Source organism: Brevibacterium sp. UMB1308A, assembly GCF_030230605.1.
Lineage (GTDB): Bacteria > Actinomycetota > Actinomycetes > Actinomycetales > Brevibacteriaceae > Brevibacterium.
In genome coordinates this window covers 1-13,810 of the sequence record NZ_JASPDO010000038.1, presented here as the reverse complement: position 1 = coordinate 13,810, position 13,810 = coordinate 1, and the positions used below count along the sequence as shown (strand labels likewise).

Below are 13,810 nucleotides of genomic sequence, written 5' to 3'. Positions count from 1 at the left end.
GCATGTATAACCGCCTGAAGCCCTACGGAACACTGGGCAAGAAGCCCCTACCGTACACACTTTTTGGCCTATAACCCCAAAGCGAGCGAAACTACGCATCATAATGGGGTTAATGCTCAAAATGTGTGTATGGGTTGGGCGTGTCAGGTGGTTTTCTCTACACTCCAAGTTCATTTTTCTCGAGGGTTGTAGAGTAACTGGCCGATTTTGGCCCAAAAACGTGAACAAAACGAACAAAAAGGGTGTTTACTCTACAATCCTGTTCGAGGGTTGTAGAGTAAACGGGTTCTGGGTGGCTACAGTAGGCAGATTCGACTGGAGCCACTTACGCTTTGGGGTCGAGGTGGCCGCACCTGTTCGGGGCACTCTGCTGGCCGTGGTGGTCGGTGCATTACTGTCATCAGTTCGGGAGAGAAGCTCTAGGGTAAAGGTCCGGGGTGTGAACGATGACGCGACACATGAGCAGAACGATGTCGTGACACACCTGCTGGCGGGTTCACGGGTTTAAAGGTGAACGATGTCCTGAACCAGACGCCACACTCGCGGCGTTGTGAAGTCTCGGAACATTGTTCACTCGATGTCCTGAGATTTTTTGTGTAGTGATGTGTCGGGTCATCGTTCCCCTATTTGCTCCAACCCAGTTACTCACCACAGGTGAGCTGCCTTTCGTTTGCTGTGTTGGGTAACTGGCCGATTTTGGGCCGAAAACGTAAACAAAACGAACAAAAAGAGCGTTTGCTCAACACAGGGGATCGAACTGTGTTGGGTAAACGGCTTCTGCACGGGTGGTGCGCCGTTTCGCTTTGGCCGTTCCCATGTATGGTGGCCAGAAAGCGACAGGCTCTACGGGCTAAAGGCCATACGGAATATAAGCCCTGCAAGCCACACGCACTGCAGACCCAAGTGGCACCGGGAGGATCAATGAAGAAAAACCAACCGCATCTGGTTCGAACCGAGACGATCTACGTAGACGGTACAGAACCTCGGCAGCGCGGAATGGCCAGAGCCTCGCAAATCGCAGCACACATCCGCGCAACCGTGCGCGCGTACAGCGAGCTCTACTCCACACAAGGAATTTCCGAAACAGATGCCACTGCAGCCGCGCGCGCATCCATGGATGCGATCCGCAACTGGGACCCCGACCAACACCTCGAACTTCTGGGCGTAGCCGCCGGATCCGGTATCACCGCGGCAGACCTGGGTCTCATCGTGGGGCGAACCGAAATCCTCACACTGGCAAAAGAACAGCCACAAGAATGCAGCACCGTGACGTTCCAACAGCTCGGCCGAACCATGTCGGCCCAAACCTGGGACTGGAAACCCGAACTGGTGCGCAACTGGCACTTCCACCGTGTCGCGGCCCTGCCCGGCGGCCAGTCCTACGCAGGTTTCGCCGAACACGGTATGACCGGGAAAATCGGCCTCAACTCCGCCGGACTAGGCGTCCACCTGAACATCCTCAAAAACGCCGACGATGCCCCCGGAGGTGTGCCCATCCACGCGGTACTCGCCCGGATCCTTAGCGCCGCCAGCTCAGTTGACGAAGCCATCAGCATCGCCAAGGACGCGCCCACCTCGGCGTCCTCAATCATCACCGTCCTTGACCGCAACCGGGCCGTCAACATGGAAATCAACCCACACCAAGTGGCGCTCAACTCACGCGACGGTTGGGCACTACGCACCAACCACTTCGCATGCCCAAGCCAAACAGACGGCGCGCAACTGCTGACCCCCGACTCCAACACGCACGACCGCATGGACTACCTGGAGGCGGCGACCACCTCGGCGGGGGAACCACACGGCCTGGACGACATGCTGCAGGTTCTGTGCTCACCGCTGGAAGACGGCCTGGTCAGCGTGCTCCCGGATCCAGCTGCACCCAACAAAGGCGCCACACTGGTGACCGTGCGCATCGACCCTGCCAACCGCCGCATCGACCTGAGCCCAGGCGCGCCCCAGTTCGCGTCGGACATGACCGTGAGCTTCACGGTCTCGCAGAACTAGGGCCACAGAGCTAGGCGCCCGCCTCCGCGCCGGCCACTTGCGAACGCAGTGCGTCCAAGGCCTCGGAAGGCGCGTGGGGGTCTTTGAACGCCGAGGTGAGAATCGCCCACGGGACCACGTCCACCTCGATCTGGGAGAAGTGGACGAACGGTTGCTTCTGTCGCGGGTCGTCGGTGTCGAACCGAGTCCCGTAGCGCCACGCGCCTTTGCCTTCCCGGCGGAAAGTTTCGCCGGCAAACCGCAGGGCGCCCTGAATGTAGAAGTCTGATCTATCAGCGAGCATCTCATCCACCGTTGAGTACCGGGCAACAAGTTGCTTGCTCAGTTTGAGCAGGCCTTCTGTGCCAAATGTCCATTCGTGTGGCGCAGCCTGATCCTGAACCCACGCGGCAACCCCGGACTCAACCGTGGGGAGGAACGTGGCCAAGAAGCTACGTTCCTCTTCTTCCATAGGCGCCCCAGCCCCACCGTCAGCAGTGTCATCCACGGCTGAACAGGAACGACGCGGCCCGTCTTCTCCGAACTTCTCCAGCTCTTGCGCATAGCGACTGATGAACACTTGCCCGTTGCGTGCCTGCAACGCGGTCATCACGAGGCCGATCATCGAGATCGGTTCACCTTCACACTCCCCGTCCGGTGAGTCGGGGCGAATAAACGGGAAACCTTCGCCCACCTCGCCGGATTCATCGTAGTCCCACGCGCCGCCCAGCCCACGCAGGAAAACCTCGCCCACATACCGCATGAGGTTTTCTGTGAACTTCTGGTTTTCTGGCGCTACGGCCACCGCGGGAGACGCCAGGACAGAATTGGCGAACGCTTCAATCCACGGGAGCGAGGCAGGGGAGAGGTCTTTGCGGAATTCGCGCGTTTCGTCGTTCTCAAGCGTCACCGATTCAGGTAGGTCAGACTCGATGAACGAGGTGAGTCGCAGGGGCATGCTTGCCATGAAGGTCGAAAATTCATTCGCGTGATCACTCATGTTTTCAGCCTAACGGTCTTATGCCCCCTAAAACTCCACCATCATGCTCAGGAGGTCCAGTACAGGCCCTAAGTCGCGTTCGACCGGGTGCAACAGTGAGTGTTCAGGAAGCTTGGATGTGTCGAAAGCTGCTCCGGGCTTGCCCATGATGTGGGAGACCAGTTCGCTGGCGTCCGGAGTGGGTGCAAGCTCAACTGCCCGAGGTGGGATGGACTGGCGTGCCGTCCGAATGTCGGTCGCGGCGAGGTGTCGGATCGCGGTTTGGATAGGAATCGTGGTGCGTGCGCCGTGCCGTGCGAGGAGCTGTTCGACTTCCACTCCCACTGCCCGCACCTGTGCGTTCTGTAATTCCAGGTAGCGTTCGCGGACGTCGGGGTTGCGAATTGAGTAAAGCTCGATTTCGGCTTCCGTGATGGTCCACGCGACCGAGGTGGTCCAGCCTAGGCGTTGTGTGGTGAATGCGGTCTTGGCGGACTTGCGTAGGTTGATGAAGCGTGTGCTGGGGTCCGAGGTGTGTGTGGCTTGGTCTGTTGAGTACGTGTCTTCGGTGGTTGCGATGACTCCCCGGATTCCGGCGATGGTGTGTTCAACGGCACAGTCAATGAGATTCACCACGAGTTCGTCGGTTGATGTGAAGTTTGAGTAGAAAGCTCCACGTGTCATGCCGGCTTCTTCGCACAACTCTTCGATGGGCGTGCTGACAATGCCGTTGCGGGCAAAAGCAGTCACTGCCGCCCCGAGGAGACGGTTGCGTGTTCGCTGCCGACGGGCGGTTGGTGCTACGCCAGGGTGGAGGGTCATCGGGGGCTCTTTCTGAATACTTCTTTAAAACTCAAATGTTTTCGATACAGTATTGTATCGAGTACAAACTTAAAGTTCACAAAAAGTGGTTGAGCCCGCTTGGCTCGATCTCCCCAAGCAACCGAAAGCGAATCTGTGTCTTCTTTTCTCTATGGATTAGGTCGCGCAACATACCGGCATCGCCTTGTCACTTCCGGTGTGTGGCTGCTGATCATCGTGTTAATGGGTGCTTTTGTGGGGCTCTTTGCTAACAAGTTCGACGACAAGTTCGAACTGCCTGGTGCAGAGTCGCAGGAAGCTCTTGACTCGATGAGACTCACGTTCCCGCAAGCATCCGGCGCGCGCGCAGACATCATCGTGGTGAGTGCCAACAATGAGAGCGTGGACCAGGGGATATACAAGAAGGAGATCGAAAACGCGGTTGAGCGTCTCGAAGACGTGGAGAACGTTGAGGGTGTGACCTCACCGTTTAGTGAACACGTACACGGCAACATCAATGACGATAAGAACGCGGCCATCATCAACGTGTCGTACGATTCGCCGGTTGAAGAACTCACGGACGAAGACCGTGAAACCCTCCAAAAGCAAACCGACCAACTCCGCGACGCCCTCCCTGAAGGATCCACGGTCAGCGCGGGTGGAGAAGTCTTCAAAACCACCAGTGTCCACATTTCGTGGGTTGAAGGTATCGGTGTAGCGATCGCGTTCTGCGTGCTACTTTTCACTTTTGGTTCAGCGCTAGCCGCCGGTGTTCCCCTGGTCACCGCAGTTGTCGGTGTGATTATCGGACTGCTGGGCATCGTAGGGCTCACCGCGTTTTCAACCGTGTCATCTACCGCCCCCATGCTGGCACTCATGCTGGGGCTTGCGGTGGGTATTGACTACGCGCTGTTCATCATTTCCCGTGCCCGCTCCTTTATGCTCGAAGGCCACGACGCAGAAGAATCAGTCGCGCGCGCAAACGCTACAGCTGGTTCGGCTGTGGTGTTTGCAGGGATCACTGTGATCATTGCGCTCGTGGGACTCTCACTCACCGGAATGCCATTCCTGGCAGTCATGGGATTCGGTGCAGCCGCGACCGTGGCGGTTGCAGTAGGAGTCGCTCTGACTCTTGTGCCCGCGATCCTGGGCTTCATTGGCGAACGCATCAACCCGTTACGCAAGGCTCAGAAGAAAGCTCAAAAGAAAGCGGCTAAGAACCAAGCTAAAAACGGAAAACCTGCCGATCAGACAGCAACGGCAACCTCCTTGGCGGAAGGTTCCAACCTCGCCCAGAAGGAAACGTTCGCAACCAAGTTCTACCGGGGCTGGGTGACGGCCGCGACCAAGTTCCCACTCATCACCATCATTGTGGTCGTGGGTGCCTTGAGCGTTTTCGCGATCCCGGCATCTAAACTTCAGCTCGCGTTGCCTGACAACGGTGGTCAGCCGGAAGGAACCCCGGCGCGTACAACCTTTGACTTGATCGACAAAAAATTTGGCCCCGGCCACAACGGACCACTGGTCATGACCGCCGAAATTGTCACCAGTGACGACCCTCTGGACGACGTCGAAAAGATCGAAGATGAGATCAAGAAGATCCCTGGTGTCAAAAAGGTCATCCTGGCCGTACCTAACGAAAATGCAGACACGGCCATGTTCCAGATCATTCCAGAAACAGGTCCCAGTGACCCTGAGACCGAAAAAATCGTGGAAGAGCTCCGCGACATGGAGCCCAAGATCAAAGAAAAGTACGGCTACCAAACCGCAGTGACCGGTGCGACGGCAGTTGCGATTGACGTGTCGGCTCAGCTGGGGCGCGCGCTTGTGCCGTTTGGTCTGTTCGTCGTGGGCCTGTCGCTGGTGTTGCTCATGATGGTGTTCAGGTCATTGTGGGTTCCCATCAAGGCCACCGCAGGGTTCCTTTTATCTGTGATTGCCGGGTTCGGTGTGGTTGAGCTGGTGTTCATCGAAGGACACGGCGCAACTGCGCTCAACCTGGATCACGTTGGCCCAGTGATCAGCTTCTTGCCCATTATTCTCATGGGTATTCTGTTCGGTCTGGCCATGGACTATGAAGTGTTCTTGGTGTCGGGTATGCGTGAGGCGTATGCGCACGGAACACCCGCTCGCGAGGCTGTGAAGAAGGGCTTCATGAGCTCGGCGTCTGTGGTGACTGCCGCGGCAATCATTATGTTCTGCGTGTTCGCGGCATTCGTGCCCACCGGTGAGGCCATCATTAAGTCGATCGCGCTGGGCTTGGCCGTTGGTATTGCCGTCGATGCGTTCCTTGTGCGCATGACCCTGGTTCCAGCCGTTATGACCCTGCTGGGTGAGCACGCGTGGTGGCTGCCCAAGTGGTTGGAACGCATCCTTCCGCACTTCGACGTGGAAGGGGAGGGTCTGTACCACCAGGTGAAGCTACAGAACTGGCCAGAAACCGACACCGACTACCGGATCTACGGCGAAAACTTGAGCGTGTACGGAACCGGCGGACCACTGTTTGAGGACGTCAATGTGGCGTTGCAACCGGGTGAGTTGTTAGCGGTGAGCGGCCGAGGTCGTACCGCCTTGCTCTTGGCACTTGCCGGGCGTGCGCCGTTGGAAGACGGGGAGCTGAAAGTGGGCGAATACGTTCTACCGGAACAGGCGAACAAGGTTCGTCGTTCCACCCCATTCTTGACGTTACGACACAGTGAGGACGCGTTGGTGCCAAAGCCTGAGTACATCCGCGGGTTCATCAAGAAGCTTCCGCCCGTTGTCGTCATTGACCACGCTGATGCCCCGAACGACCACGCCACTGCGAAGGCTATAAAGAACCTGGTTGATGTTGCTACTGCCCGTGGCTCAGCAGTGATTCTGGGATTGCACAACCCGGACGTTGACTGGATGATTCCCAGCGGAATGGACTACACCTTGTTGAACTTGGACGATCACAACCGTACCGAACACGTTCCTGCTCATGCGTTTGGAGGAGCACAGTAATGCCAATTCTAGAAAGAGCATTTTCAGGGAAACGAGTAACCCTGTGGTCGCTCGTTGGTCTCATCCTTGTGCCGGTTCTCATCGCGGGTGGCTTTGTTCTTGCGACCCGTGGAGCCGACGACCGTTTTGGTGAGATCACCGCAGCGATTGTGAACAACGACGACGGAACCGAGATTGACGGCAAACGCGTCCCCATGGGCCGCCAGCTTTCTGCAGCGCTCGTCGACATGGATACGGAAAACTATCGCTGGGTGCAATCGACTGACGAGGACGCCCAAGAAGGTCTTGAAAGCGGGAAGTATGCCGCTGTCGTCACCATCCCCGAAGGTTTCTCACGCGAAGTTCTCTCCACCGCAAAAGACGACCCCATGGACGTCAAGCAAGCGACGATCCGGGTGCAAACCTCAGACGTCTCTCCCGTGAACAACGCGGTGGTTTCACGTGCACTCATTGATGCTGCGCGTACCAAATTCAACACGGACATGAGTGAAAAGTTCCTTGACAATGTGTTCGTTGGGTTCAACGACATGAAGGACCAAATGCGCACCATGAGTGACGCGGCCGGCGAACTCAACGACGGTGCGGGGCAACTGTCCCACGGAACTTCAGAACTTGCCGACGGGGCCGGCCAACTGTCTAACGGCCTCGGGCAGCTTGACGCCAACGGCGGCAAACTCACTAGTGGAGCGACCCAACTTGCCAACGGTGCCGGGGCGCTGTCTAAGGGAGCGGGAGACCTCTCCGACGGGGCTAGCCAACTGTCTAACGGCCTCGGCGAAATGAAGACCAAAACCAAGGACCTGCCTAAGCAAAGTCAGCAGCTTGCTAAGGGTGCAAAGGACCTGTCAGACGGTGTTGAAAAGTACACCGGCGGAGTGGACCAACTTGCTGACGGAGCCGGCGAACTGTCCAAGGGTGTCAACGAGTACACCGGCAACATTGATGACGTCGTTATTAAGGTCCGCGACTTCACGGCTGAACTTGAAAAAATTGACCTGGATGAACTGCGGAAACTGCAGAACTCCGATGGGCTCAATAAGATCGCAGACAACGAAAAAGACTTGGAGCGTTTCAAAAAAGGTATCGAAAGCCTCAAGAGTGGGCTTTCGGAGTACCAAAAGGAACTGCGCGCTCAGGCGAAAAAGATTGATGCCAGCAAGGTCACCAATCTGAACCAGGCGGCAAAGCTGGGCATTATCACTCAGGACCAGGCCGCACAGATCCGTGGCAAGATCTGCCAGAAACTGCCTGAAGGCACGAAGGACCCAGCATGCGATGTGGTTGAAAGCGCATACGTGTCTGGGCTGGTCAACGGGTATGTCAAAGGCCTGAAGTCCGCAGCTGACGGGCTCGACAAGAAGGACCCTTCGACGGGTAAGTCCATCATTGACGGTTCCGAATCGCTGGACGAAGCTGCTAAGCGCATCAACGAACACATCACCGAGATTAAGAAAACGCTCGACAAGTACAAGAACATCGACTTGGGTGACGTCGGGAAGAACTTGGACGAACTGGAACAGAAACTGGATAAGTTCAAGAAGGGCACCGACCAACTGCTGGACGGTTCCAAGCAGTTGCGCAAGGGCGCTAGTGACCTGTCTGACGGGGCGAACAAACTGTCAAAGAACGGCGACAAACTGGTCGACGGTTCACAGAAACTGGCGGATGGAACCAGCAAGCTCGCAAAGGGAACCGGACCGCTGGTAGACGGAATCGGAACAGCCGCCGACGGCTCCAAAAAGCTTTCGGACGGTGCCGTGAAACTTTCCGACGGGGCTGACAAGCTGTCAGACGGTGGACACGAACTGTCCCGAGGTCTCCGCCAGTACGTTTTTGGTGTTTCGCAAGCCGCCGACGGGGCTCAGAAGCTCAGCACCGGAACCCGGCAGCTGGCCGACGGCGCCGACAAACTCGCAGATGGAACCGGCAAGTTTGCTGACGGGATCGAAGAAGGCAAGGAAAAGATCCCCAGCTACACTGCTCCAGAACGCGACAAACTGTCCACTGTGGTTTCCGCTGCGATCGACGGTTCGAGCACCAAGTTCGTGAACGGAGCGCTGGCACAAGCCGTTGTACACATGTTGATCTTGGCCCTGTGGGTTGGCTCGCTCCTCACCTACACGGTGGTGCGCGCAGTCTCAGCGACAGCGCTGACCTCACGCCGAAGCAGCGTAGCGATCATGCTCCGCGGTCTGGTACCCGGCTTGGCTGTTGCGGCTGTTCAGGCGTTGTTGGTTACTGCGCTGGCAGTCCCGGTCATGGACATTCCGGTCTCCAAGGGTGTTCACTTGTTTGCGTTCGCACTGTTTGCCAGCCTCGTGTTCACCGTGTTGAATTTTGCGCTGGTGGGACTGTTTGGTGCTTTCGGTCAGATGATCTCACTGGTCATGATTGTGGTGGCCGTGGCCGCGCACTTGTTCACCACCCCACCTCAGGTGCTCACCGGTCTGGCAGGGTTCATGCCGCCTGCACACGGAATCGAGGGTGCTGTTGCGATTGTGACTGGCACACCCGGTGCCGGTGGGGCATGGGGCACGCTGTTCCTGTGGCTCCTGCTAGGTGTTGGCGCATCGGTTGTTGCGGTTGCGCGCGCCCGGAGCGTGAAGTCCGTAGCGTCTGTCGCCCACGCGTAGACCACGGGTGGATCACGCGGAGAAGTCGCGTGGACGTTGAACTGGCGGCCTAGTTGCTCAGAGGGGTAGCTAGGCCGCCAGCCTTAGCGCTCTGATTCCAGGCCGTAAATGCGACGGGCAACGCCGTGAGCGTCGCGCAGGGTCCGAGCATTAGAGTCCGGGTTTGCTGCGATCGCCAAGCCCAGTTGTAGCGACGACAATTGAATCGACATGACGTACCGGTTTGGGTGAACCCGCCCTCGGGAATCGACTGTGCGCAACGTGGCGGGTTCGACTAACGGGCCCGAGGTGGGCAACAGGGTACCTTCATCGCTAGTGATCGTTGCGACAGTGAGCTGCCCACGATCCAACATGGACGTGATCAACTCGTCATCAGCTAACCGAATGTGATTAGTGGGCGAAGCTGCATCGATCAGGTTGTGGGCAACGATGTCCCCTTTTACGGCCGGCGTCGAGGCAATGAATGCAGGTTCCTCATCACTGGTGTCGATTTTCACCTGCGGGCCAACATACGTCACCAGGCCCGCCTTGCTCAGCGCCAACAACTCAGCGAACCGTTGTGGTGGCGGCCCATCACAGATGCCGGAAACAAAAGATTCAAACCAGCCTCGCACCTCGGTCGCAAAGCTGGCGGGACTCACCCGGCCGTCAGCCACAAGTTCCTTCAAGAAGCTGCGCGCAGCCCACAAAACAGCAAAAACTGCTTTGCTCGGAGCCAACTCCGGCCCCGCGTACGCGTCCCGGAGTTCCTGTTCGAGGAAGCCGTTAATCCACGCTGTCAGCTGGTCCCGGCTCTCAAACTCTTTGTCGTTAAGAGGACGTAAAAGCGCTTGCAGATCCAGCTGGTGCTCACGTGGAACCACCGAATCGAGGACTTCGTGTAGTGCAGGAGCCTCATGGGTCTCACGCCCCGTCACACGCCCCTGGGTCTCCGCACCCGAGCGCCGGGCAAGGTGCCGGTCGACCGCCTCGGTCAACGCCTCCTTCAACGGGGCCGGGTCACGCAAAAACAGTTCCGGCTGGCTGCGGTACAGGGCTGCGTACCACGCATACCGCAGATCCGTGAGAATCAACGGCCACAACTGATCATCGAAGTGCAGAAGCTTCCCGCTGGACAATGTGGTGACGTTGTCTTCAGTGAAAAACCGCAAAGCGTACGGCTCCATGGGGTGATCAGGCGTCACCGGCTTGCACCGGTACGGAATACCCCGCCGTGAACTGGGCGCAAGAACAGGCTCCTTGCCGCTGGGAACATATTCCAACTCCCAGGGCTCGCACTTACCACCACGGTCAGGGGAAGGGGTGCGCGGGACGAAGGTGCCACCTCGGCCGTGGGTCAACAACGCCTGTAAGTCAAAATAGTTGAGCCCAAAGCCACGGAAAATGACGGTCTCACCTGCAGCAACCCGGTCGACAGGGGTTTCCGCCGGGAGCGACGGCGGGCAGTAGTTCAGGCCGTTGGCAGTGGCGTAGCGGTCTAACTGGATGCGCTCGTCAGTGAGACGGGACGGAATGTGGCCCACACACAACACAACGGCATCGACCGTGACCGAGGTGTCATCGGACAAGCGCACGATCTGGGACAGCTCAACAGGGGAACCGGGGTCAGCGATACGCAAAGCCTGGGCACGGTGGACTTCGATTGTGACGTTTTCCGTCGCGTTTTCGCGGACGCGGGCAAACGCATCAGACAGATATTCGCCGTACAGGGTGCGCGAACAGAACGTGGTGTCAGGGTCTTCTGTGCCGTCAGTAGCTAGGTACCAGTCGCGCATGGACGGGCCGGTGTTCGTAGGGGAGATATCGCACGAACCGTCAGGGAAAATCGTTTGCTCACTGATGGTGGTGTTCATGAGCAGTTCAGGGGACTGCTCAGTGTCCCACACGCGGCCCGGGCCCGGCGCATACGGGTCGATCACGTGGATAGTGACCGGGTGCTTATACTCCGGTGCCAGGGCGGTTAAACGTTCGCACACGGACAGACCGCGTGGGCCGGCACCAATGACAGCGACACTGAGATGCGCCATCAGTGGTCTCCGTGGTTACCTGGCCCAGGGTAGCCGGGCCATGGGTCACCGGGGGTGTAACCAGAGGGGTAGCACTTGCCCTCGTCATCTTCGATACCAGGCGCTGGGGCACCCGTTTCTTCTGTGGGTTCCTCAGTGGGCTGAGGTTCCTCTTCGTCCTTGCCTTTGTCCTTGGATTCTTCTTTCTGACTGGGCTTCTGCGGGTCGATCTGGTCCTTGACCCACTTGTGAAGTTCGTCGTAATCCGGGCGATACGTAGGCGTGACTTCGTTGTTGATCTGCGCGGACTTGATCTTGGTGTTCTTCATTTCCCACGCCAACTCAACGAAACCACCCAGTTCCTTCTGGTTGATGTCCGTTGCGACATTCTTTGTTGAGGAGTTCGCCAGTTGGGGGAACTTCAACGCCAGTTCTGATGGGTTGACCTGCTCCAAAGTGGTTTTGAGCATCCGCTGCTGGCGACACATACGGTCGTAGTTGTCTGACCCGTCACGTGACCGCACGTACCACAAAGCCTGTAGCCCGCTGAGTTTTTGTTCACCGGGGTCGATCCAACCGAAGATTCGGTTCTTCGCTCCTGTGTGCTGGTTTTGACCACCACCCATGGGAATGGGGCGCTCGACGTCAATCTTGACCCCGCCCATTGCATTCACTAGGTCCCGGAAACCTTGCATGTCAACCGACGCCCAGTAGTCAAGCTTGATGTCTAGAGAGCCCTCAACTGCCTGCATGGTTGCCCACATGCCGGTTTCCAGGCCGTGTGCATCACCTACGGACTCTGGGTTGTCCTCGGCCCACGACCACACTGAGTTGATGAGGCTTTCTTCGCCGTATGCGTTGAACCCGTCAGGGAACGCCTGGGCGAGTTTCGAGTCTTCCGGGAAGATGGGGTACGTGAGGTTACGGGGCACGGAAATGAGTGTGCTCTTGCCGTTGCGGGTGTCGATCGAGGCGACCAACATGGTGTCAGGGCGTGTTCCTGTGCGGTTCTCGCCGTTGTCACGTCCAATGAGGAACACATTGATGCGGGGTTTGTCAGCCCATACTTGTTCCTTGCCCGTGCCTCCGGGTGCGCCGTCTGGACCGAAGATCTTTGAGACCGTGTTGCTGGAGACTTTTGAGTAGGCTCCACCGATGCCCAGGGGGATCGCGACGATCAGCATGAGTGAGACCACAAGCACGCCTGACAGGACGCGCTGCTGGTTCGACATTGTGGCACCGCGGGAGCTGACGATGTAGGACCGGATGATGACGAGCACCCAAATGATCAGCCCTGCCAGCAGCATGAACGCGAGGATGTTCAAAATGGTGGGGCTGGAGATGACGCGGGCGATCACGCGGATTGGTCCGAGCGCCAGGGTCATGATTCCCGTGATAAGAATGCCGGCGCAGAACCCGATGAGCAGGAACCAGCCCAATTTACTGGAGCGGTCTTTTCTCACTATTGCTAAACCGGGCAACAGGGTGCCCAAGCTTGTCCAGCCCACCACTTTAGGGAACGCGTCATAACGCTGTTTTGTGTGGCGCTCGCCGTCCGTGGGTTTGCGGGTCCGCAAATTGGCGAGGTTTACGCGTGAATTATTTGCATGCCGTGGTGGCTCCGCGTTGACGTGATCACTTGCACTCACCGACTCAGGTCGATTGCGTGAAGCTGGGGGTTCAGGTTGGTTGGGAGTGTGGGGCGGTGTTTGAGCGGGAGTTGCCGGGGCTGACGGTTTTGCCGGTGCAGGCGAGACGCTTGGTGTTTGGGCGGGGGGAGTTTGCGGTGCGGGAGGAGTTTGGGCTGGGTGGCGGTTTTCGTTGGCCAGCCGTTCGCGGCGGGTGCGGAACTGGGGTGCAGAGCCGTTGCTGTTAGACGCTGAACTGTGATCCGCGCGTACCTCTGAGCGCTGACCGGCTGAGTTCTGGTTTTCTGAGGTGGAGTGTTGTCCCCGAAAGCTGGGCCGTGACGAAGCGCGGAACTGCTTGACGGGTTTAGGTGTACCCGATTGAGGTTGTTCCTCGCCTGTCTGCGCCACACGTACTCCTCGGTTGACAAAACACAACTCAAATTATTTAAGGCTCATTGAGTCCACGAGTATTTTAGTCTCTTTTACTGCAAACTGTATGAACGTGTTCCGTATAGATGCATGGTGTTCACTTTGTGGCTGTGGGTACCGGGCGAAGGTGACAGTCGAGCCTGGTTCAGGCGGTGTGGCTGCCTCGCATTTTGCTCGAAGCCGAGCCCTTGGGTAACCTTTATGTGGTTACGCGCTTTTTGGCCTTGAGTTGACGGGCGTGAAAACAGTTGGAGTCGTGGCTGAGCGGCCGAAAGCACCACCCTGCTAAGGTGGAGTCCCTTGAATTGGGGACCGTGGGTACAAATCCCACCGACTCCGCGTTGTGAAGTCTCGGGACATCGT

General features: G+C 57.8%; 7 protein-coding genes and 1 tRNA gene. 4 read left to right on the top strand and 4 right to left on the bottom strand.

Features of this window, described 5'->3' with window-relative positions; translation table 11 throughout:
- Positions 1–921 precede the first annotated feature (921 nt).
- Positions 922–2,004, top strand: a complete 1,083-nt coding sequence (locus tag QP868_RS11435; protein ID WP_284926695.1) for a C45 family autoproteolytic acyltransferase/hydrolase — start codon at positions 922–924, stop codon at positions 2,002–2,004.
- Between the two features lie 10 nt (positions 2,005–2,014).
- On the opposite strand, the gene QP868_RS11430 is transcribed toward QP868_RS11435, so the two are convergent.
- Complete coding sequence (locus QP868_RS11430; RefSeq protein WP_284926694.1) at positions 2,015–2,983, bottom strand: hypothetical protein; 969 nt, start codon at positions 2,981–2,983, stop codon at positions 2,015–2,017.
- A gap of 27 nt (positions 2,984–3,010) precedes the next feature.
- Positions 3,011–3,784, bottom strand: coding sequence for a TetR/AcrR family transcriptional regulator (locus tag QP868_RS11425; RefSeq protein WP_284926693.1), 774 nt, complete (start codon positions 3,782–3,784; stop codon positions 3,011–3,013).
- A 222-nt stretch (positions 3,785–4,006) separates the two neighbouring features.
- Between QP868_RS11425 and QP868_RS11420 the strand changes: the two genes are divergently transcribed.
- Positions 4,007–6,748 (top strand): MMPL family transporter, encoded by a 2,742-nt coding sequence (locus QP868_RS11420; RefSeq protein ID WP_284926692.1) that lies wholly within the window; start codon positions 4,007–4,009, stop codon positions 6,746–6,748.
- A complete protein-coding gene (locus QP868_RS11415) occupies positions 6,748–9,381 on the top strand; it encodes a YhgE/Pip family protein (protein ID WP_284926691.1) in 2,634 nt (877 codons plus the stop codon). The genes QP868_RS11420 and QP868_RS11415 overlap by 1 nt, the downstream gene beginning before the upstream one ends.
- An 83-nt stretch (positions 9,382–9,464) precedes the next feature.
- Here QP868_RS11415 and QP868_RS11410 read toward each other — a convergent pair whose 3' ends face one another.
- The gene (locus QP868_RS11410) at positions 9,465–11,408 is read right to left on the bottom strand and encodes an FAD/NAD(P)-binding protein (protein WP_284926690.1); all 1,944 of its coding nucleotides are present in this window, start codon (positions 11,406–11,408) and stop codon (positions 9,465–9,467) included.
- Positions 11,408–13,426 carry an LCP family glycopolymer transferase gene (locus QP868_RS11405; protein WP_284926689.1) on the bottom strand — a complete coding sequence of 673 codons (2,019 nt, stop codon included), beginning with the start codon at positions 13,424–13,426 and terminating at the stop codon, positions 11,408–11,410. Before QP868_RS11405 ends, QP868_RS11410 begins: the two co-directional genes overlap by 1 nt.
- A 271-nt stretch (positions 13,427–13,697) precedes the next feature.
- Here QP868_RS11405 and QP868_RS11400 point away from each other — a divergent pair.
- Positions 13,698–13,786 (top strand) — tRNA-Ser (locus QP868_RS11400).
- Positions 13,787–13,810: the final 24 nt, after the last annotated feature.